The following is an 18,237-nucleotide window of genomic DNA, read 5'->3' as shown; positions in this document are numbered from 1 at the left end:
CTTTTCATCTCCGTCTCATCTATGGGACAAATACCCTATAAGCGCACACTTAAACTAATGGGAAGTCGCTTTGATATTACTGTAGTTGTAAATGATTCTATACAAGCTAGCAAATATATTGATACTGCTGTAGCAGAAATTTCAAGAATTGAAAAATTAATTTCATCTTGGGATGCTTCATCACGAACTTCTGCCATTAATAAAAATGCGGGCATTGTACCTGTAAAAGTTGACCGTGAATTATTTGAACTCATAGAACGTTCTATAGGCATCTCAAAATTAACAGATGGAGCCTTTGATATTAGCTATGCATCAATGGATAGGATATGGAAGTTTGATGGTAGTATGACCATAATGCCAAGTGCAAAAGAAATTACCGCTTCTGTTTCCAAAGTAGGATATCACAATATTATCCTCGACTCAGAAAACAATTCGGTTTTCTTAAAATTAAAAGGGATGAAAATAGGTTTTGGAGCCATAGGTAAAGGGTATGCTGCAGATAAAGCAAAAACACTACTAATTTCAAAAGGAGTTTCTTCGGGCATTATAAATGCTTCTGGAGATATGAATACTTGGGGAAAACAGCCGAATGGCGAAGATTGGAAAGTTGCTATTACAAACCCTTTAAACAAAGAGAAAGCTTTTGCTTTACTACCTATAAATACTGGTGCCGTAGTTACTTCTGGTAATTATGAAAAATATGTAAAATTTAATGGGAAGCGGTATACCCATATAATCGATCCTAGAACGGGTTATCCGTCAAGCGGAATGATAAGCGTTACAGTATTTGCTCCTAAAGCAGAATTAGCAGACGCCTTAGCAACTTCGGTTTTTGTAATGGGAAAGGAAGTTGGGTTAGACCGCATCAATCAATTACCAAATATAGAATGTATCATCATTGATGATATGGGAAACATCTCTACCTCAACAAATATTGAAATCGATAAATTATGAAAAAGAAATTGGTCTTGCTCACCTTCATTGGCACATTTTTATGCAGTTGCGTGGTAGTAAAAGAATATGAAAAAGTAAATATTAACGACCCAGATATGGCTCTGGCAGATAAGAAATGTGACAAAAATGTAACTACAATGCATTCTTACAGAGAAGCAGCTGCAGGTGCAAATGGTGGTAAAACAGGAGGTGGCTGCGGCTGTAACTAAAAATATATAGCATTGAAAAATATAATAATAATCATATGTGTATTCGCTTTCGCGAAAGCGTACTCGCAACAAGATTCTACTAGTGTCTACAAAAAACGTGTTTTAGAAACTACTGAAGTTGATTTCTTAACGAGTTATTACTCCCAAAGTGGAGACAATGCCGCCGTTAGTGGTGGATTAGGTACAGAAGAATTAACCGATTTTACGGCGACATACATCATCTCAATACCATTGAATGATGATGATGTATTAACCATAGATGCGGGTATTTCTGCCTACACTTCAGCCTCTTCAAGTAATGTTGGAGCATTTGATGATGGTCCTGCAGATCCCTTTCAGGCCTCTTCAGGAGCTTCTAGTGGTGATGTATGGTCTAGTATCTCTGGAAACTACAGTCACAGTTCTGATGACCGAAACGATATCTGGTCTGCTAATGTATCGATTGCAAACGAGTATGATTACTTCTCGCTAGGCTTTGGAGGTAGCTATACCAAACTTTTTAATGAAAAAAACACAGAGTTAAGTGTTTCTGCAAACGTATTTCTTGATTCTTGGACAGCAATTTACCCTACGGAGTTAAGGCCTTTTGGCAATGGTGGAGATGGTCTTAATAACTCATTATTTACACTAAACACAATAACAGGAAACAGTAACTATACACCTATTTTTAATGAGTTTACAGAAACGGGAAGAAACTCGTATTCACTTGGTCTAGGGTTTTCACAAATTCTGACCAAAAATATGCAGGGTTCTTTATCATTAAATCTTATTCAGCAAGACGGGCTACTATCTACGCCATTTCAAAGGGTTTATTTTGCAGACGTAGCCGACTCTTTTATAGATAATTTTCAATTAGCAGATGCTATTGAACAATTGCCAGACACTCGATTTAAAGTAGCGATTGGAGGTCGACTTAACTATTACTTAAATGAAAAAGTTTCTATACGCTCTTTTTATCGCTATTATTTTGACGATTGGGGAATTACTTCACATACAGCAAGTATAGAAGTTCCGTTTAAAATCTCAGATAAATTTACGATCTACCCATCTTATCGATTTTATAATCAGTCTGCGGCAGATTATTTTAGGCCTTACCAGACGGCACTATCTTCAGAAACTTTTTATACTTCAGATTACGACCTATCGCAATACAATGCAAATCAGTTTGGTATAGGCGTATCCTATACCGATATTTTTGCAAAAGCTGATTTATGGAATTATGGACTTAAAAGTATAGATCTCCGATTTTTTCAATATGATAGAGACACAACATTTAGTTCTAGCATAATTACAGTTGGTATTAAATTTGTTCACGATTAATTGTTTTGTCTTTTATGAACCGTAAGAAATTGATACAATCTGTATTAGAGTTTCAACAGTAATCGGGTTAAATTCCTTTTCTAATATTGCATTTGCATTTTCAACTATGACAACAGAGCCTATAGACCAAGAAAAATACGCCTATTTTGGAGCCATTCACTTAAACAATACTTGTCTAGAAAAATCAACTATTTTTTGGACTAAAATAGTCGGTATGCGACTTATATCTAGTACTGATACCGTAGCAGAATTTGGGACAGAAAAACAGACGCTCGTAGTGGTACATCAAAATGCCAAAACTGGTTATATTAAAGGCTATAGTGGCTTGTATCATTTTGCTATACACGCACCAAGTCTTAACGCTTTTGCTAATATGACACAACGCTTACTAGTGAATAATTATCCCTTTTCTCCTGTAGATCATACGATGTCTAAATCAATTTATCTAGAAGACCCAGATGGTATTACAGTAGAGTTTACCTTAGAAACACCAGAACGTTTTGTTCGTGTCGTAACTGATAACGGGTTAAAAATTGAAGATTGTGATGGTGCAATAAAAAGTGCTTCGGGCTATCTAGATATTAAAAATGTTTTAAAGGATGTTACCGATACTAATGCAAGCTTATCTATTGCAGAAAATTCTTATTTAGGGCATTTACATTTGTATGCTAGCAATGTAGAACAATCGAACGCATTCTATAAAAGCATTGGTTTTAACACCTTTAATTACTTACCTCAATTTTTGTACTCCGATTTAGGGGCAGGTGGTCCCTACAAACATAGAATTGCCTTGAATTCTTGGCACGGTATCAACAAACCTTTAGCTCCAACTGATAGCGCTGGCATGCGCCATTTTCACATTCAATTTAATAGTAAAGAAAGATTGAGTAATGCATTAAAAAATATCGGTTTTTATGAAGAAAAAGAGAATGGATATTGGTGTAAAGATACTACAGGAAACATACTGCTATTAAACAATGGGTAAAAAGCCAGCAGGTAACAAAGAACTGAGGTAAAAAAAACAAAATTTTTCTGGTTTTATCAACAATTTACTGAGAATCAAACTTATACTGTATATAGCAAATAGGGCATTCGATGGTTTACGAAAGTTCAGCGCTATTTACCAACACCGCAAAATCGCTGATTTTGCTTTTAAAATGAATAAGATAAAAACAAATTATAGCGTTTTGGCTCTTTGCAAACTCTAAAATTTATCGCTTTCTACTGCCCTACTTGCCCTATACTAAACGTTAAAAAACAAGTTTTTTCTATAATAATTTAGGAAACAGGTTGATTTATCAAACTGTTATCACGCGCAGCAAGAGCTTTATGTTCTTGCTGCTTTTTTATTTTAAATTCCGCAACATAGACTACTCCATACACTGTATTTTACAGCACATTTTAAAAATTGAAATCATGCTAATCTCCTATTAAAAAATCATATAAATTCATAAAATCAAATAAAACATTTCTACATCAATAGTAACTTTAGGGGTTGTATATTTATGAGATAGCTAGATTTCTGATCTAATTTTAGCTATAATATAATTTAATAATATGTCTAATGTGAATAGTTTTTTAGAAAAGGAATTCGGACTTCAAGTTAAGGATTGTAAAAAGCTCGATGGGTACGATAATTTAAATTACCACATTTCCACTTCAGGTTCCTCATATATTTATAAAACCTATCAATACTCAGAAGTATCATTTGATATGGTTGAAGCAGAGAATGATACCTTGTTATTTTTACAGCGTGATTTTGAGCATAAAGTTCCAAAACCGATTCCGTTTAAAGATGGTTCATATTTAGGTACTTTTTCTATAAACGAGCAACCTTCTATATGTCGAATGCTTTCGTTTTTAGAAGGTGATTTTTTAGGCGATGTCAAACATACATTGCAATTAATTACATCTCTAGGTGCATTTCTAGCAGAATTAGACCTAAAACTAAAAGAGTATAAAAATTATACGATACAGAGCAGACAGTGGGAATGGGACCTTCAGTATTTTGATTTAAACAGAAAGTATATAGATGATATTACAAACGCCACAGATAGAAATATTGTTCGCTACTTTTTCAAACAATTTGAAGAAAATGTAAGACCACTTTTTCCTGAACTAAGAAAGCAGATTATACATAACGATGCTAACGAATGGAATGTTCTCGTTCAAAACAACAAAGTTACCGGCATTATAGATTTCGGAGATATAGCTCATTCTTTTCTAATTAATGAACTAGCTATTGCCATTACCTATACGTGCTACGATAAAGAAAATCCGTTAGAGTGGGCTGTCGTATTACTAAAATCTTACCATAAAAAGCTTCCGCTAGAAGCTAAAGAAATAAGTATCTTATATTACCTGATCGCTGCCAGGTTATGCACAAGTGTCTGTAATTCTGCACATGCAAAAAAGGTGAATCCAGCTAACAGCTATGCATCCGTAAGTGAGCAATCTGCTTGGAAAATGTTACATCGTTGGTTGACCATAAACCCTTTACATGCTGAAAACGAATTTAGAAAAGCAGCTAATCTTCCTATTGAAAAACCTGCATCAATTTCGATTCTTCTAAATAGAAGGCACGAATACATAAGTCCTATTTTATCTACCAGCTACAAGGAGCCTATACATATGGTTAAATCTGCATTTCAATATATGTATGATGCCGAGGGGAACACGTTTTTAGATGCCTATAATAACATTCCGCATGTTGGTCATTCGCACCCTAAAATCGTGGAAGCAGCCCAACGACAAATAGCAAAACTAAATACGAATACGCGTTATCTTTATGATGAGTTAGCAGATTATGCAGAGAAATTATTAAACCATTTTCCGCCCAATCTTAATAAAGTCTTTTTTGTGAATTCAGGTAGTGCAGCGAGTGATTTAGCAGTACGTATGGCAAATAATCACACCAAAAGTAATACGATGATGGTCATGGAATCTGGTTACCATGGCAACACGCAAATAGCCATAGATATTAGTGATTATAAGTTTAATAACGCTAAAGGGCAAGGTCAAAAAAACCATATAATCAAGGCTACGCTACCAGATACTTATCGAGGTAAATACTCGGCTGATAATGCAGGCTTATTATACGGTAAAGATGCTGTTGCTCAAATAGCGCAGAGTGAACAACCTATTTCTGCTTTCATAAGCGAACCCATTTTAGGGTGTGCTGGGCAAGTTCCCCTAGCATATGGATATTTAAAAAAAGTATACCCTGCTATTCGAGCACAAGGCGGAGTTTGTATTAGTGATGAAGTACAAACAGGTTTTGGTAGATTAGGAGAGCATTTCTGGGGTTATGAAGCCCATGGCGTCGTACCTGATATGGTAATTTTAGGAAAACCCATCGCAAACGGTCACCCAATGGGAGCGGTTGTTTGCACACAAGAAATTGCAGCATCTTTTGAAAAAGGTGTAGAGTTTTTTAGCTCTTTTGGTGGCAATCCAGTTTCTTGTGCCATTGCAAGTGCTGTGTTGGATGTTATTACAGAAGAAAAACTACAAGAAAACGCACAAGCTGTCGGCGATTATTACTTGTCCCTTTTAAAAGATTTAATGAAAAAATATAGCTGCATTGGCGATGTACGAGGCTCTGGACTATTTATAGGTTTTGACATCGTTATGGATAACACCAAAATACCTAATACTGCATTAGCAAGCCATATTAAAAATGAATTAAGAAACAGGCATATTTTAGTAAGTACCGACGGCCCTTATGATAATGTAATAAAAACCAAACCGCCATTATGTTTCAGTAAAGAAAATGCAAAGAAGGTGGTTACGACCGTCAGTGATATTCTAGAAGCATATTATAATAATGGAGCAATTTTTGATGTTTAAAGAAGTATGAAGAAAGTGATGTATTTAACTTTGATCTATTTTGTACTTGCTTTAACAGCAAATGCTCAAGATAAATCATACACCGAATTTGATTTCTACGGCACTTGGACGCTTGACCTTAATGAATATGAATTAGAAGATGATATATACATTTTCAAAAAAGAGAAATCATCTAATAATCAAGAAGAAAAATTAAATTTAATAGTCACCTTTCTTGAGTCAAGCAAATGCAGAGTTAACTACGATAGCACTTCAGGTTTTTGCGGCACTGAAAATTTTAGAGATTACAGCTGGTCTTTTGATAAAGATTCAGACATAATTAATATTTATCATTCTGTTGAGTTGTTAAAAGAATTTAAAGAACAAAGTCCCGAAGATTTTAAACATTTCGGTTTACCCGAAAAATATGATTCAATGGAGCTCAAAATAGTTACGCTTCAAAATGAAAGTATAGCATTAGAAATATTAGATTGGGAATGATTTAGTGTTATTCTATTTAAAAAAAGCTTCTCTAAAGAGTCTAAAAATAATGATTTCTTCTCTTCAATTTGAATATCAATTGTATGAAATGGATAGTGATCAAATTGAATTTGAAGAAATCTAAGATTAATCAACTTTTGTCTGAATAAATTTGATGGCGCTACATTTTCAGGTAACCATTCAGAATATATTTTTTATCCCATAAACGAAATAAAGTACTTTAGTTAAAATGGAATCTTCTGGTTGATTTACAGTAAAACAACAGTAATAAACTAAACAATTTGAATACCTTTATATTCATAGAAATCTTACTGATTAGTATAGTTCCTTAATTAAAAGTTCTCCGCTTTTTGTATATGAAGTAAAAACATCTATCTCTATTAGTATCATTTTCTAGTACCGGTTTAATTATAAACGGAATGTTTAGACATCAAGGCAAAAGCAGAAAATTAAAGCACAATCTGCAAATTGCCACTATTTTATCTTTTGTAGTAGGTATTGTAAATGTAACGGGGTTTTTAGCATACAATCAGCTGACTACCAATGTTACAGGGCATTTTGCACTGTTTATGAACGACGTTGCTAATTTAGAATTCTGGAAAGGCACTGTTTATTTTCTATATATTTTCTCTTTCCTTTTTGGATCTTTCTTCTCTAGTTTTCTGATTGAAAAATTTAGAAAAAATAAAAAATTAAATGTTTTTGTACTACCAACTATAATTGAAAGTCTAATTCTAATAGCCATACCGCTTTATAGCGATGCTTTTGAAATCACTTATCCAGATGTAATCATTTGCGCGCTTCTCTTTGCTATGGGGCTCCAAAATTCTTTCGTCACAAGAATTTCAAATGCCGTGGTAAGAACAACACACCTAACAGGACTATTTACAGATTTAGGAATTGAGTTGTCGCAATTATTTTTTCCGGAAAGGCATCCAAATAGAGAAAAATTAAAATCTACTATTAAACTCCGTCTTTACATCATCTGTTTCTTCTTTCTTGGTGGAATAATTGGCGGATTTCTTTACCTACAACTCAACTTAAAATTGAATACGCTTATTCTTGGTGCATTGATCTTATTGGCAAGTTTGTTCTATGATGATTTTAGATATCAATTTATACTTGCAAAACGAAAATTTACCCAGCGTAATTAAGATGTAATAGATAAGATTTTATAAAAATTTGTTCTAAATTTCAGTATTTTAAATATTAATACCAACCACAATTAACCAATATGAAAAAATTCATAAAACCTATTATCTCAATAATTCTGTTCGTAATACTTGCAGTAATTAGCTATCATTTCTTAAAAGGTTTTTTTAACCCTTTTACTTCTAACGAAATCTAAACTATACCAAAAACTATAAAACATCTACTCTACACATTCCATTTCACGACCACTAACTTTTTTTAATTGATCGGATAAATTTAAGCCTACAGTATAACTTTGAGATACCAACAATCATATCAATTTTACATGAAAAAACTATTTTTAATCCTTTTAATATGTTTCATAAGTTGTAGAAATGAAACATCAAATAAATTGGCTAAAACCAATGACGAGCTAGATTTAAAAAAAGCAAAAAAAATTCAAGTTTTAAATGTTGGTTTTTTTCATTTTGGAACAACAAGTGATGCAAACAAAGTAGATTTCGACGAGAATAGTTCAAAAGAACAAGAAGAAGTACGCCAACTATCTAAATTACTTGCAGCGTTTAAGCCCACCATTATTTGCCTAGAGTATACGCCAGACATTGATGATAAAATAAATAATGGGTATCAAAAATTCTTAGAAAATTCGGATAAGTTAGATACTGAATATGGTGAATTAAGCATGGTCGGTTATGACGTTGCTAGAATAAATTCATTAGAAAAAGTATATGGTATTGACAATTACATAGGTTATAATTATAGCGTGGGAGACTTTATTGAAAATAGCCCAGAACTTACTAATGCCATAGATCCTAAAACGTATTTAGAACTTACCAATAATCCATTAAAAGAGCACCCAGAACTAGAAGCAAAAAATAAGAACTTTGATAATCTGTCGCTACTTGAGAAAATAAGATTAACAAATAACCCAGTAATGCTCGACTATTCTTTAAATATCAATGCAGATAAGCTATTTTACGTTGGTATAGATGATAATTTTGTCGGTGCTGATCAAGCTGCATTATTCTATCAGCGTAATATGAGAATATTTTCTAATCTCAACCGCATAAAAATGACAGTTGATGACAGGGTTCTTATTATTATGGGTTCTGCGCATACCGCGATGCTTCGCGAATTTATAAGCCGGAGTCCAAAGTTTGAAATGGTTAATACTCTCGACTATTTGAAATAATTTTTAAATCGCTACTTGTCGTTACTTGTAAAAGATTTGTAATAAATCAATTTAAGGTTTTTTTTCGCGAATTCTCTTTCTAACAACTTATAATCTATTAGTTAAAAGGCTTTTATAATTCGTATCTTACTAATGATTTATATAAAATAATCCACTTATTATGAAACATCTAATCACCTCATTTCTTTTCGCCGCATTATTAGTTTCCTGTAATTCATCTGATAAATCTAAATCAACATCTGCAGAAAGCACAGATGCAGACACAGCTACGGAAGCCGTTGCTAAAATTGAAAAGCAATTAAAAACCATTGAAACAGATGAAGACCTTATAGCTACTGCATTAATGGCAGCGCCTGCAGAAAGTAGGGCTACAAGTAAGGTAATTGGCTATAATATGGCTGGTGAGTTCGTGACACTAAAAGAAGGTGATAGCGAATATATTGTACTTGCAGATGACCCAAAGAAAGATGGTTTCAATGCTGCTTGCTACCATAAAGACCTAGACCCTTTTATGGCGAGGGGTAGGGCTTTACGTGCCGAAGGCAAATCTGCCGACGAAATATTTGCTATTCGAGAAGCAGAGGTCAAATCTGGTGAAATTAAAATTACTCCCGGTTCTGCATTACACATTTACTACGGTCCAAATTCTGCTTATGATGTAAAAACGTCTGAAGTAGATGGTGCAAAACTACGTTATGTGATATACACCCCTTTTGCAACATCAGCATCTATTGGCTTACCAGAAACTCCGTCTGCGCCAAATCACCCATGGATCATGAATCCTGGTACGCACAGAGCACATATTATGATATCTCCGCTAGAAAATGAAGTAGAGTAATAAAAAAAACGAATTACTCTAAGTATAGTAAGTATGATAAAACGAATACTAAATTATCTTGGTTGGACTATTGTAGCCATTCTTTTAGGGTTTCTACATATGCGCATTGTTCTAGGTCCAGGACCAGAATCTGACAATAGCGGAATTCAGTTCTTAAACGGAATTCATGACTTTGTACTATTATATGTCGGGGCGATAATTGGCTGTATCATTGCCTTTATTTTTATTTTATTCGATGTTTTTTACTTGAACAACAAACTTCAAGGCAATAATAAAGCAACGCTGTTTAAATTTATTATTATAATCGCCATTGCTATTATTGTTGGTTTTACACATTACTTTTTAGAAAATATTGCCAACGTCATTTAATACAGTATGCCTAATGATCGTAACACAAATACTATTTTAGCATTATGAATTCACTTGAAATTAGAACGGTAGATGTTGTTCAATATTTACAGCCCTTACGCGAAGGTGGCTCTATGCCTGCCATTGTAAAAGCCGACGACGATTTTCTCTATGTATTGAAGTTTAGAGGCTCTGGGCAAGGTAAAAAATCGCTAATTTCTGAATTTATTGGTGGCGAATTGGCGCGTGCCATCGGTTTAAAAGTACCCGAGTTGGTATTTATGAATTTAGAAGATTCTTTTAGGCAGACCGAACCTGACGAAGAAATTCAAGATTTATTGAAGTTTAGCGTAGGGCTTAACCTTGGTTTGCACTTTTTATCTGGTGCTATAACTTTCGACCCCTTAATTTCTAAGGCAAACGCTATGACAGCTTCAAAGGTTGTGGTGCTCGATAGTTTAATAAGCAATATAGACCGTACCGCTAAAAATGCAAATCTATTATATTGGCATAATGAATTATGGGTGATAGATAACGGAGCAAGTTTCTACTTTCATCATAATTGGGAAACTTGGGAGAGTCACCTTACCAGAACATTTCCGTTTATAAAAGACCATGTACTTTTACAACAAGCAACTGCCCTACCTGAAGCTGCTGCAGAAATTCAAACATTCATCACACTAGAAAAAATAACAGAGATTATTAATAATATTCCTGAAGATTGGTTGACGAATGAATCTGATGTTTTAAATGCGGATGAGAAAAGAGCAGCCTACATTAAGTTTATAACCACTAAGCTATCTATGATCGATGTTTTAGTAAAAGAAGCAGAAGATGCAAGATAGACATACCTTCAAATTTGCGATAGTTAGGATCGTACCCAAAGTAGAACGAGAAGAGTTCTTTAATGTCGGAGTGATTCTGTTCTGTAAACGGACAAAATTTTTAGATATTAAATATCATATCAGTGAAGATAAGTTAAAAGCCTTTTCTCCAGAAATAGAATATGAAATACTGAATGATTATCTAAAAGCCTGGAAATTGATTTGTGAAGGAAGGGAAGCTGGCGGACCCATTGGAAAGTTAGATTTGCCTGATAGATTTGGATGGTTAACAGCATGCAGAAGCACAGTCATACAAAGCTCCACTACCCGATCCGGACTCAGTACCGACCCAGAAAAAGAGCTCGAGAACATATTTAATAAGTACGTATTGTAAATAAGACGATTATGAAGATTCAATATAACAAAAAAAGACAAAATTACAATTTAGCATTCGGCATAGTATGGGCAATAATTGGGTTGGTCAGTATTAGTTATGGCGAAGAGAATAAAATAGGTGATTATCTTTTTCTATTAGCTTCTATATTGTATTTCGGATTATATTTTTATGAAAGAACGAATCAATACATCACTATTACAGAGAACGAAATCAAAAAAAACACCCTTTTTGGTAAAAAAATAAATATAGCTGAGATTACTTCTATTAAAAAAATTGCTGGGGATTACATTCTAAAAACGGACAAGGCAGAAATGATAATAAATACCGAACTTATAAAAGAAGACTCTTTTAAAGACTTGATAAACACTCTATCAAATCTTAATTTACCACCTAATAAAACTCCATTTTATAGTACTGATTAATTTTTTAATTTTTCAATAAGGCTTTAAAACTTTTATAACAAGTAATTTTACAATTTAAAATAAATTTTTTTCAATATGCAATCATCAGAACTAAAAAAACTAATTCAAGGCATTCCAAAAACAGAACTTCACTTACATTTAGAAGGGAGTTTTGAACCAGAATTAATGTTCGAGATTGCAAAGAGAAATAACATTACGTTACCATACGATTCTATCGAATCGGTTAAAGAAGCATACAAATTCAATAACCTTCAAGAGTTTTTAGACATCTATTATGCTGGTGCGCAAGTACTGTTCCATGAGCAAGATTTCTTTGATTTGACTTGGGCATATCTAACCAAAGTACACAGCGAAAATGTAAAGCATGTAGAGGTATTTTTTGACCCACAAACACATACAGAAAGAGGTGTTGCTTTTGATGTTGTGATAAATGGAATTCACCGTGCTTTAGAAAAAGGAAAAAATGAGCTACATATTTCTTATAAACTTATAATGAGCTATTTGCGTCATTTAAGTGAAGAAGACGCTTTTAAAACCTTAAAAGAATCGTTACCGTTTAAAGACATCATCGATGGCGTTGGTTTAGATTCATCAGAAATGGGAAATCCGCCAAGTACATTCGAAAAAGTATTTAAAGCATCTGCAGAGCAAGGCTATAAACTAGTTGCCCATGCAGGTGAAGAAGGTCCGGCAGATTACATTTGGGAAGCTTTAGATATTTTAAACGTAGAACGTATAGATCACGGTAACCGTTGCTTAACGGACGAAGCATTGGTAAAAAGATTGGTAGACGATAAAATTGCCCTAACCCTCTGCCCTACCAGTAATGTTGCCTTAAAAGTAATTCAGAAGATGGAAGAGCATCCCGTTGCTAAGATGCTTGACAAGGGACTTTTAGCCACAATACACTCAGACGATCCTGCCTATTTTGGTGGGTATATGAATGAGAACTACTACCAAACTGCGAAAGCGCTTAATTTGAATTTAGAACAAATAGAGCAATTAGCTATCAATGGTTTTGAAGCAAGTTGGTTAAGTAGCGCATCCAAAGAAAAACATATAAAAGATGTAAAAGATTATTTTAAATCGCTTTAATTTTCAAACGGAATAATATTTCATGAATAGCACAATTACCAAAACTACTCTCAACCCTAACTTGCCAATTATGGGTTGTAGCAATACTTTTTACAAAGGCGAGTCCGATTCCGGTGCCTTGATATTCTTCGTCGCAATGTAAGCGCTGAAAGATTATAATGACCTTACTTTCACACTCCTTTCAACGCCAATATCAAAATCATTATCAGTACCATAATATGAGAATATCGCTTGTCTTCATTTAATGTTAAAAGAAGATAACCTGCACCTTGCACAATTTTGCCTGTAACTATAATTACAGGCTTCTATTCGTTTTTAATAATATCGTTGTTAAATTATTATCTAAAGACTACCCAATAACAAGCCACTAGAATTTTCAAGTCGAATACCTGCATAAAGACAATTAGAATCACGAGAATTAGGCTAAGTCTCAATGCCTTAAAATATTACTAACAAAAAATTTTCACCGTGCATCTTACATTTACCTATTCAAATAATTAAGCCCAAAATATAAAAAATAATTTTAGGGCTTTTTTCTTTCGCTCCATTACTAAAAACCATGAATTCAATCATAAAAGACGGTGATAAATCATTCGCTTCAATCATTCCTCAATCATCCCATTATCTATAAGTGTAAATTTTGTTTAATATTTAACATAATTACTTAAACAAAATTAAATACCTTTGAGTGTTGAAATTTTTATAAACATTTTCTTTAAAACATGAATAAACTTGCCATAATAAGATGTGAACATTTTAATGCAGCACACAGATTGCACAATGCAAATTGGAGCGATGAGAAAAACAAAGAAATCTTCGGAAAATGTAATAATCCAAATTTTCACGGGCACAACTACGAACTAGAGGTAAAAGTAATTGGCTACTGCAATGAGGATACTGGTTACGTAATAGACACCAAAATTTTATCTGATTTGATTGAAGAAAAAATTTTAAAACGATTTGACCATAAAAATCTAAATCTAGACACCAAAGAATTTAAAAACCTTAACCCGACTGTTGAAAATATAGCAATAGTTATTTACGATATTTTAAAAATTGAGATTGAACCAAATTTAGAATTAAAGATTAAACTATATGAAACACCAAGAAATTATGTTGAATACCCTTATTAAAGAAAACAAATTAAATGGATTTTCGGAAGAAGAAATCGGTGATGATCATATTTACACAGGTCTTGAAACTCCTATGAAATCAGATGCATTTAAAATATCTGACGAAGAAAAAAAGGATAAAATAGCAGATTTATTCTCACAAATAATGGATGTTATGGGACTTGATCTTGAAGACGATTCATTGAAAGGAACACCTAATCGTGTTGCTAAAATGTATATAGATGAAATCTTTTCAGGTTTAAACCCTGCTAATAAACCTAAAGTAGCCTTATTTGATAATAAATATCAGTACAATCAAATGCTGGTAGAAAAAAATATAACATTTTATTCGAACTGTGAGCACCACTTTGTACCGATTATAGGTAAAGCCCATATCGCATATATTTCTTCTGGTAAGGTAATCGGACTTTCCAAGCTTAATAGAATTGTTCAATATTATGCCAAGAGACCTCAGGTACAAGAGAGATTAACAAATCAAATAGCTGCTGAGCTTAGACAAATATTAGAAACCGAAGATGTAGCCGTAATAATAGATGCAAAGCATTTATGCGTTTCGTCACGTGGAATTAAAGATGATACCTCTGCGACAGTAACTTCTTTTTATGGTGGTGTATTTAATACATCAAGTAAGATTGCAGAACTACAAAATTATTTAAATTAAAAAAGTTCTCGAACTTAGAACTATAGTGGCAAGTGCAGAGAAAAGCGTTTACTTAAATTATTAGCATAAACTGAACAGATGAACTGTTATAGTTTTATAACTTAATACCATTCTAATTAGAATGGTATTAAGTTATAGCTTTCAAAAATAGTTAAAAAGTAAAGAAGGTGTAGTAACGCATTTGTTAATAATTTTTTGCATTAAACAAACTAGTTAATTATTAAGTGGAGTTTATCAATGTTAGTTTGAAAATTTAAAAATAGTGAACACTGCTATTTTTAAATTCATGAATACTAGCCATATTCAGCACAGCAAATCAGGCACTTAGTATCCGATAATTTATTTTAAAATTAAGTCAATGAAAAAAATAGAAAAAGCAAAAACGACTCCCATCAAAAAATCTGTAAGCACCAAAACTTCTATTTATGACATAAAAATAAATTCACTTGAGGGTGAGTCTATTGACCTTTCTAAATTTATTGGCAACTATATTCTATTTGTGAATGTGGCTTCAGAATGTGGATTCACCTATCAATATAAAGATTTACAAAAACTAAGTGATACTTATAAAAACTTAACTGTTATTGGCGTTCCCTGTAATCAATTTGGAGGACAAGAATCTGGTGATAGTTCTCAAATTAAAACTTTTTGTGAGCGTAATTATGGCGTGAATTTTTTACTCACAGAAAAAATAGATGTGAAAGGTAGCAATCAGCACCCTTTATATCAATGGTTGACTGATAAAGAACTGAATGGTAAAACCAATTCTACCGTAAGGTGGAATTTTCAAAAATATTTGATTAGCCAAGAAGGGAACTTAATTGATTATTTTTATTCCATAACGAAACCTTTTAGTTCAAAAATTATCAAGCATTTATAATGTCAATTAATATACTAGGGATACTTATTGATTTCGGATTAGTAGTACTCATTTGGATAGTGCAATTAATCATTTATCCGAGTTTTACGTTTTACAATCACAAGAACCTAGTATTATGGCATAAAAAATATACTCGGTTAATTGCCTATATCGTTGGTCCGTTGATGGTTGGTCAATTAGCACTATCATTATACCATTGTATTACAGAAACCGAACCCTATCAGTTACTAAAACTAATTTTAATAATCTTTGTTTGGGTAATTACAATGTTACAATTTGTACCACTACACAACCGTATTACCAAGAATGAATTTGACCATAAAGTACTCTTATCACTGGTTCAAAAGAATTGGTCAAGAACTATACTTTGGACGTTTATACTTTTTATAGAATACCTATTTATTTAAAAGGTAAAAAGTGTAAAAAATAATAATCAGAATTTTAAAACTGAGTTACGGCAAAAGACTGTCAATACTAAGCTTTATCACCTTAAATCGGTCTTTGAATTATTGACATGAGTTTTCAGCAGACGATATTTTTCTTTTTGAACAGCAGGATGATTTTTGTGTTCCCAAATTTTTTCTCTTGCAACCCGTGCACTTTCTTGTAAATCTACAATTGGTAATGGATAATCTTCACCAATAATAACTTCACAGAAAGATTGTTCCATAACTGTCATTTTCCAGGGTTCGTGAATGTGCACAATTGGAACGTTTGCAAGTTCTGGAACCCACTTTTTTATAAAAACACCTTCAGCATCATGTTCTTGAGAATTCTTTACAGGGTTATACAATCGAACGGTATTAATGCCAGTTGTACCGGCCTGCATTTGAAATTGAGGATAATGTATACCAGGTTCATAGTCTAAAAATTGTCTAGCCAGGTGATAGGTACCTTCTCTCCAATCTTGATCTAGATTGAGTGTTAAAAATGAAACTACCATTGCCCTCATTCTAAAATTTATCCACCCAGTTTGCGCTACAGCTCGCATACAAGCATCAACTAATGGGTAACCCGTTAACCCTAACTTCCAGGCTTTAATAAATACATCATTTTTTTCATGTACTAATAATTCATAACCTCTATTGATACAAGCTGCTTCATACCTACATTCCACCTCAAATTTTTGAATAAAGTGGCAGTGCCAAAATAATCTAGTTAACATAGCTGAAAATGCTCGATTATATTTGGTTCCGTTCGGGTGGGTACCTACAAATTGAAATACTTGTTTTACACTTATATTTCCCCAAGCTAAATATGGCGATAATCTGCTACATCCTTTTCTGCTTTCTGTTGGTTTTGAAATATGTTTTTGATAATTACTACCCCTTTTGGCGGCAAAAGATTTTAAATATCGTAAAGCATTCTGTTCGCCCCCAGGTTGAAAGTTACTGTTGGTTTTTTCTAAATTAGTTTCAAACTCTTGTGGTAATAAAAAGGGATGTTTTAATGGCTCTAAATCAGACACCGAATACTTATTTCTAATGATAGGTTGATGCATTTTCAAGTGCCATTGTTTACTCCAATCCTCTCTATTTTTAATACCTCTTAGAATACCGTCACGGTGAAATTCCTGCCAATTTATACCGTATGTATTACAAATTTCCTTTACTTTTTTATCTCGCTGCCACGTTAATTTTATGCCACTTTCGCAATAACTAAAAAGTGTATTAATTTCAAAATGATCGTCAAGGTATTCAAGAATAGACTCGACTTCACCATAAAAGAGCGTAACACTTCTTTGATATGGTTTTAAGGTTATATTTAAATCTAAGATAGATTGATAAATAAATTGTAAATGCCTTAAACTAGTATCTGGGTATTGAATTAGAGATGGTTCATATAGGTAGATAATTATATATGGAATACCTGCTTTTTCAGCATTGAACAAAGGTTCATGATCTTGCGAACGTATATCACGTTTCAACCATACAATATTCAGTTTTGTTTTGTGCAAGAGTACATTATTGTTTATTTATTTAAGAAGAACTAGCTGTTGTAAATATACAATTCTACCAAGTTTCAAATGATAATTAAACTTCATTTCTATTTTTGAAAGACCAACAAATTTTTCTTAAAACTATAAAATAACTAGATACTATTTTTTGAATATTTGAAGGATGATGTGACTGTAAAAAGGGATAATAACACCATTGAAAAAATGAAAGAATAGTTTTAAAATCAGTTGAATTAATCTAACGCTTACGTTAGATATCATCAGAAATAATTCTCTAACGTGGATATTTAAATCTTACTATCAAGAGATTTACTCCGTGCATCCCTCTATCTCCGAACCTGATAATAAAGCTCAAGTCTGCTATTGCAGCCTTTGAGCTTTTTCTTTTTTCGTCCTTACAAAAGCTTGCTTTTGACTTTAAATCATTCTGATATGGGATTCACTCCGTACATCCCTCAATCTCCGAACATGACAATAAAGCTCAAATCTGCTCTCGCAGATTTTGAACTTTTTCTTTTTTCGTCCT

General features: G+C 33.0%; 19 protein-coding genes. 18 read left to right on the top strand and 1 reads right to left on the bottom strand.

The window, feature by feature from the left end; translation table 11 throughout:
- Positions 1 to 21: 21 nt before the first annotated feature.
- The 18 genes from ACEN2N_RS18500 (at position 22) to ACEN2N_RS18415 (ending at position 16,161) form a co-directional block, all read left to right on the top strand.
- Positions 22 to 954, top strand: coding sequence for an FAD:protein FMN transferase (locus tag ACEN2N_RS18500; protein WP_441825715.1), 933 nt, complete (start codon positions 22 to 24; stop codon positions 952 to 954).
- Positions 951 to 1,163, top strand: a complete 213-nt coding sequence (locus tag ACEN2N_RS18495) for a DUF4266 domain-containing protein (protein ID WP_441825714.1) — start codon at positions 951 to 953, stop codon at positions 1,161 to 1,163. The genes ACEN2N_RS18500 and ACEN2N_RS18495 overlap by 4 nt, the downstream gene beginning before the upstream one ends.
- Positions 1,164 to 1,175: 12 nt before the next feature.
- Positions 1,176 to 2,483 carry a DUF3570 domain-containing protein gene (locus ACEN2N_RS18490; protein ID WP_441825713.1) on the top strand — a complete coding sequence of 436 codons (1,308 nt, stop codon included), beginning with the start codon at positions 1,176 to 1,178 and terminating at the stop codon, positions 2,481 to 2,483.
- Between the two features lie 106 nt (positions 2,484 to 2,589).
- Positions 2,590 to 3,468, top strand: coding sequence for a VOC family protein (locus ACEN2N_RS18485; RefSeq protein WP_441825712.1), 879 nt, complete (start codon positions 2,590 to 2,592; stop codon positions 3,466 to 3,468).
- 572 nt (positions 3,469 to 4,040) lie between these two features.
- On the top strand, positions 4,041 to 6,332 hold the full coding sequence (locus ACEN2N_RS18480) for an aminotransferase class III-fold pyridoxal phosphate-dependent enzyme (protein ID WP_441825711.1): 2,292 nt from the start codon (positions 4,041 to 4,043) through the stop codon (positions 6,330 to 6,332).
- Positions 6,333 to 6,338: 6 nt separating this feature from the next.
- Positions 6,339 to 6,812 (top strand): hypothetical protein, encoded by a 474-nt coding sequence (locus ACEN2N_RS18475; protein WP_441825710.1) that lies wholly within the window; start codon positions 6,339 to 6,341, stop codon positions 6,810 to 6,812.
- A gap of 419 nt (positions 6,813 to 7,231) precedes the next feature.
- Positions 7,232 to 7,966 (top strand): YoaK family protein, encoded by a 735-nt coding sequence (locus ACEN2N_RS18470; RefSeq protein ID WP_441825709.1) that lies wholly within the window; start codon positions 7,232 to 7,234, stop codon positions 7,964 to 7,966.
- A 323-nt stretch (positions 7,967 to 8,289) separates the two neighbouring features.
- A complete protein-coding gene (locus ACEN2N_RS18465; protein WP_441825708.1) occupies positions 8,290 to 9,156 on the top strand; it encodes a DUF5694 domain-containing protein in 867 nt (288 codons plus the stop codon).
- Between the two features lie 160 nt (positions 9,157 to 9,316).
- Complete coding sequence (locus tag ACEN2N_RS18460; RefSeq protein ID WP_441825707.1) at positions 9,317 to 9,994, top strand: hypothetical protein; 678 nt, start codon at positions 9,317 to 9,319, stop codon at positions 9,992 to 9,994.
- A 33-nt stretch (positions 9,995 to 10,027) separates the two neighbouring features.
- On the top strand, positions 10,028 to 10,363 hold the full coding sequence (locus tag ACEN2N_RS18455) for a hypothetical protein (RefSeq protein ID WP_441825706.1): 336 nt from the start codon (positions 10,028 to 10,030) through the stop codon (positions 10,361 to 10,363).
- 44 nt (positions 10,364 to 10,407) lie between these two features.
- The gene (locus ACEN2N_RS18450; protein WP_441825705.1) at positions 10,408 to 11,187 is read left to right on the top strand and encodes a HipA family kinase; all 780 of its coding nucleotides are present in this window, start codon (positions 10,408 to 10,410) and stop codon (positions 11,185 to 11,187) included.
- Positions 11,177 to 11,560, top strand: coding sequence for a DUF3037 domain-containing protein (locus ACEN2N_RS18445; RefSeq protein ID WP_441825704.1), 384 nt, complete (start codon positions 11,177 to 11,179; stop codon positions 11,558 to 11,560). Before ACEN2N_RS18450 ends, ACEN2N_RS18445 begins: the two co-directional genes overlap by 11 nt.
- A gap of 11 nt (positions 11,561 to 11,571) precedes the next feature.
- Complete coding sequence (locus ACEN2N_RS18440) at positions 11,572 to 11,985, top strand: hypothetical protein (protein ID WP_441825703.1); 414 nt, start codon at positions 11,572 to 11,574, stop codon at positions 11,983 to 11,985.
- Positions 11,986 to 12,060: 75 nt separating this feature from the next.
- The gene (locus ACEN2N_RS18435) at positions 12,061 to 13,080 is read left to right on the top strand and encodes an adenosine deaminase (protein WP_441825702.1); all 1,020 of its coding nucleotides are present in this window, start codon (positions 12,061 to 12,063) and stop codon (positions 13,078 to 13,080) included.
- 722 nt (positions 13,081 to 13,802) lie between these two features.
- Complete coding sequence (locus tag ACEN2N_RS18430; protein WP_441825701.1) at positions 13,803 to 14,213, top strand: 6-pyruvoyl trahydropterin synthase family protein; 411 nt, start codon at positions 13,803 to 13,805, stop codon at positions 14,211 to 14,213.
- Positions 14,176 to 14,874: a GTP cyclohydrolase I FolE gene (folE, locus tag ACEN2N_RS18425; RefSeq protein ID WP_423999151.1), complete on the top strand. Its 699-nt coding sequence runs from the start codon at positions 14,176 to 14,178 to the stop codon at positions 14,872 to 14,874. Before ACEN2N_RS18430 ends, folE begins: the two co-directional genes overlap by 38 nt.
- A 358-nt stretch (positions 14,875 to 15,232) precedes the next feature.
- Positions 15,233 to 15,754: a glutathione peroxidase gene (locus ACEN2N_RS18420; protein ID WP_441825700.1), complete on the top strand. Its 522-nt coding sequence runs from the start codon at positions 15,233 to 15,235 to the stop codon at positions 15,752 to 15,754.
- The gene (locus ACEN2N_RS18415; RefSeq protein ID WP_441825699.1) at positions 15,754 to 16,161 is read left to right on the top strand and encodes a hypothetical protein; all 408 of its coding nucleotides are present in this window, start codon (positions 15,754 to 15,756) and stop codon (positions 16,159 to 16,161) included. Before ACEN2N_RS18420 ends, ACEN2N_RS18415 begins: the two co-directional genes overlap by 1 nt.
- A gap of 77 nt (positions 16,162 to 16,238) precedes the next feature.
- On the opposite strand, the gene ACEN2N_RS18410 is transcribed toward ACEN2N_RS18415, so the two are convergent.
- Complete coding sequence (locus ACEN2N_RS18410; RefSeq protein ID WP_441825698.1) at positions 16,239 to 17,681, bottom strand: deoxyribodipyrimidine photo-lyase/cryptochrome family protein; 1,443 nt, start codon at positions 17,679 to 17,681, stop codon at positions 16,239 to 16,241.
- Positions 17,682 to 18,237: the final 556 nt, after the last annotated feature.

This window comes from Maribacter spongiicola (assembly GCF_052119685.1).
GTDB classification, from domain to species: Bacteria; Bacteroidota; Bacteroidia; order Flavobacteriales; family Flavobacteriaceae; genus Maribacter; species Maribacter spongiicola_A.
Note: the sequence above shows the minus strand (reverse complement) of the source record. Positions and strands in the feature narration are given on the sequence as shown.

What these genes read in the sequence shown, in the direction of transcription:
- ACEN2N_RS18500 (WP_441825715.1), top strand. Translation starts at nt 22, where the DNA reads ATGGGACAAATACCCTATAAGCGCACACTTAAACTAATGGGAAGTCGC.
- ACEN2N_RS18495 (WP_441825714.1), top strand. Translation starts at nt 951, where the DNA reads ATGAAAAAGAAATTGGTCTTGCTCACCTTCATTGGCACATTTTTATGC.
- ACEN2N_RS18485 (WP_441825712.1), top strand. Translation starts at nt 2,590, where the DNA reads ATGACAACAGAGCCTATAGACCAAGAAAAATACGCCTATTTTGGAGCC.
- ACEN2N_RS18480 (WP_441825711.1), top strand. Translation starts at nt 4,041, where the DNA reads ATGTCTAATGTGAATAGTTTTTTAGAAAAGGAATTCGGACTTCAAGTT.
- ACEN2N_RS18475 (WP_441825710.1), top strand. Translation starts at nt 6,339, where the DNA reads ATGAAGAAAGTGATGTATTTAACTTTGATCTATTTTGTACTTGCTTTA.
- ACEN2N_RS18470 (WP_441825709.1), top strand. Translation starts at nt 7,232, where the DNA reads ATGTTTAGACATCAAGGCAAAAGCAGAAAATTAAAGCACAATCTGCAA.
- ACEN2N_RS18465 (WP_441825708.1), top strand. Translation starts at nt 8,290, where the DNA reads ATGAAAAAACTATTTTTAATCCTTTTAATATGTTTCATAAGTTGTAGA.
- ACEN2N_RS18460 (WP_441825707.1), top strand. Translation starts at nt 9,317, where the DNA reads ATGAAACATCTAATCACCTCATTTCTTTTCGCCGCATTATTAGTTTCC.
- ACEN2N_RS18455 (WP_441825706.1), top strand. Translation starts at nt 10,028, where the DNA reads ATGATAAAACGAATACTAAATTATCTTGGTTGGACTATTGTAGCCATT.
- ACEN2N_RS18450 (WP_441825705.1), top strand. Translation starts at nt 10,408, where the DNA reads ATGAATTCACTTGAAATTAGAACGGTAGATGTTGTTCAATATTTACAG.
- ACEN2N_RS18445 (WP_441825704.1), top strand. Translation starts at nt 11,177, where the DNA reads ATGCAAGATAGACATACCTTCAAATTTGCGATAGTTAGGATCGTACCC.
- ACEN2N_RS18440 (WP_441825703.1), top strand. Translation starts at nt 11,572, where the DNA reads ATGAAGATTCAATATAACAAAAAAAGACAAAATTACAATTTAGCATTC.
- ACEN2N_RS18435 (WP_441825702.1), top strand. Translation starts at nt 12,061, where the DNA reads ATGCAATCATCAGAACTAAAAAAACTAATTCAAGGCATTCCAAAAACA.
- ACEN2N_RS18430 (WP_441825701.1), top strand. Translation starts at nt 13,803, where the DNA reads ATGAATAAACTTGCCATAATAAGATGTGAACATTTTAATGCAGCACAC.
- folE (WP_423999151.1), top strand. Translation starts at nt 14,176, where the DNA reads ATGAAACACCAAGAAATTATGTTGAATACCCTTATTAAAGAAAACAAA.
- ACEN2N_RS18420 (WP_441825700.1), top strand. Translation starts at nt 15,233, where the DNA reads ATGAAAAAAATAGAAAAAGCAAAAACGACTCCCATCAAAAAATCTGTA.
- ACEN2N_RS18415 (WP_441825699.1), top strand. Translation starts at nt 15,754, where the DNA reads ATGTCAATTAATATACTAGGGATACTTATTGATTTCGGATTAGTAGTA.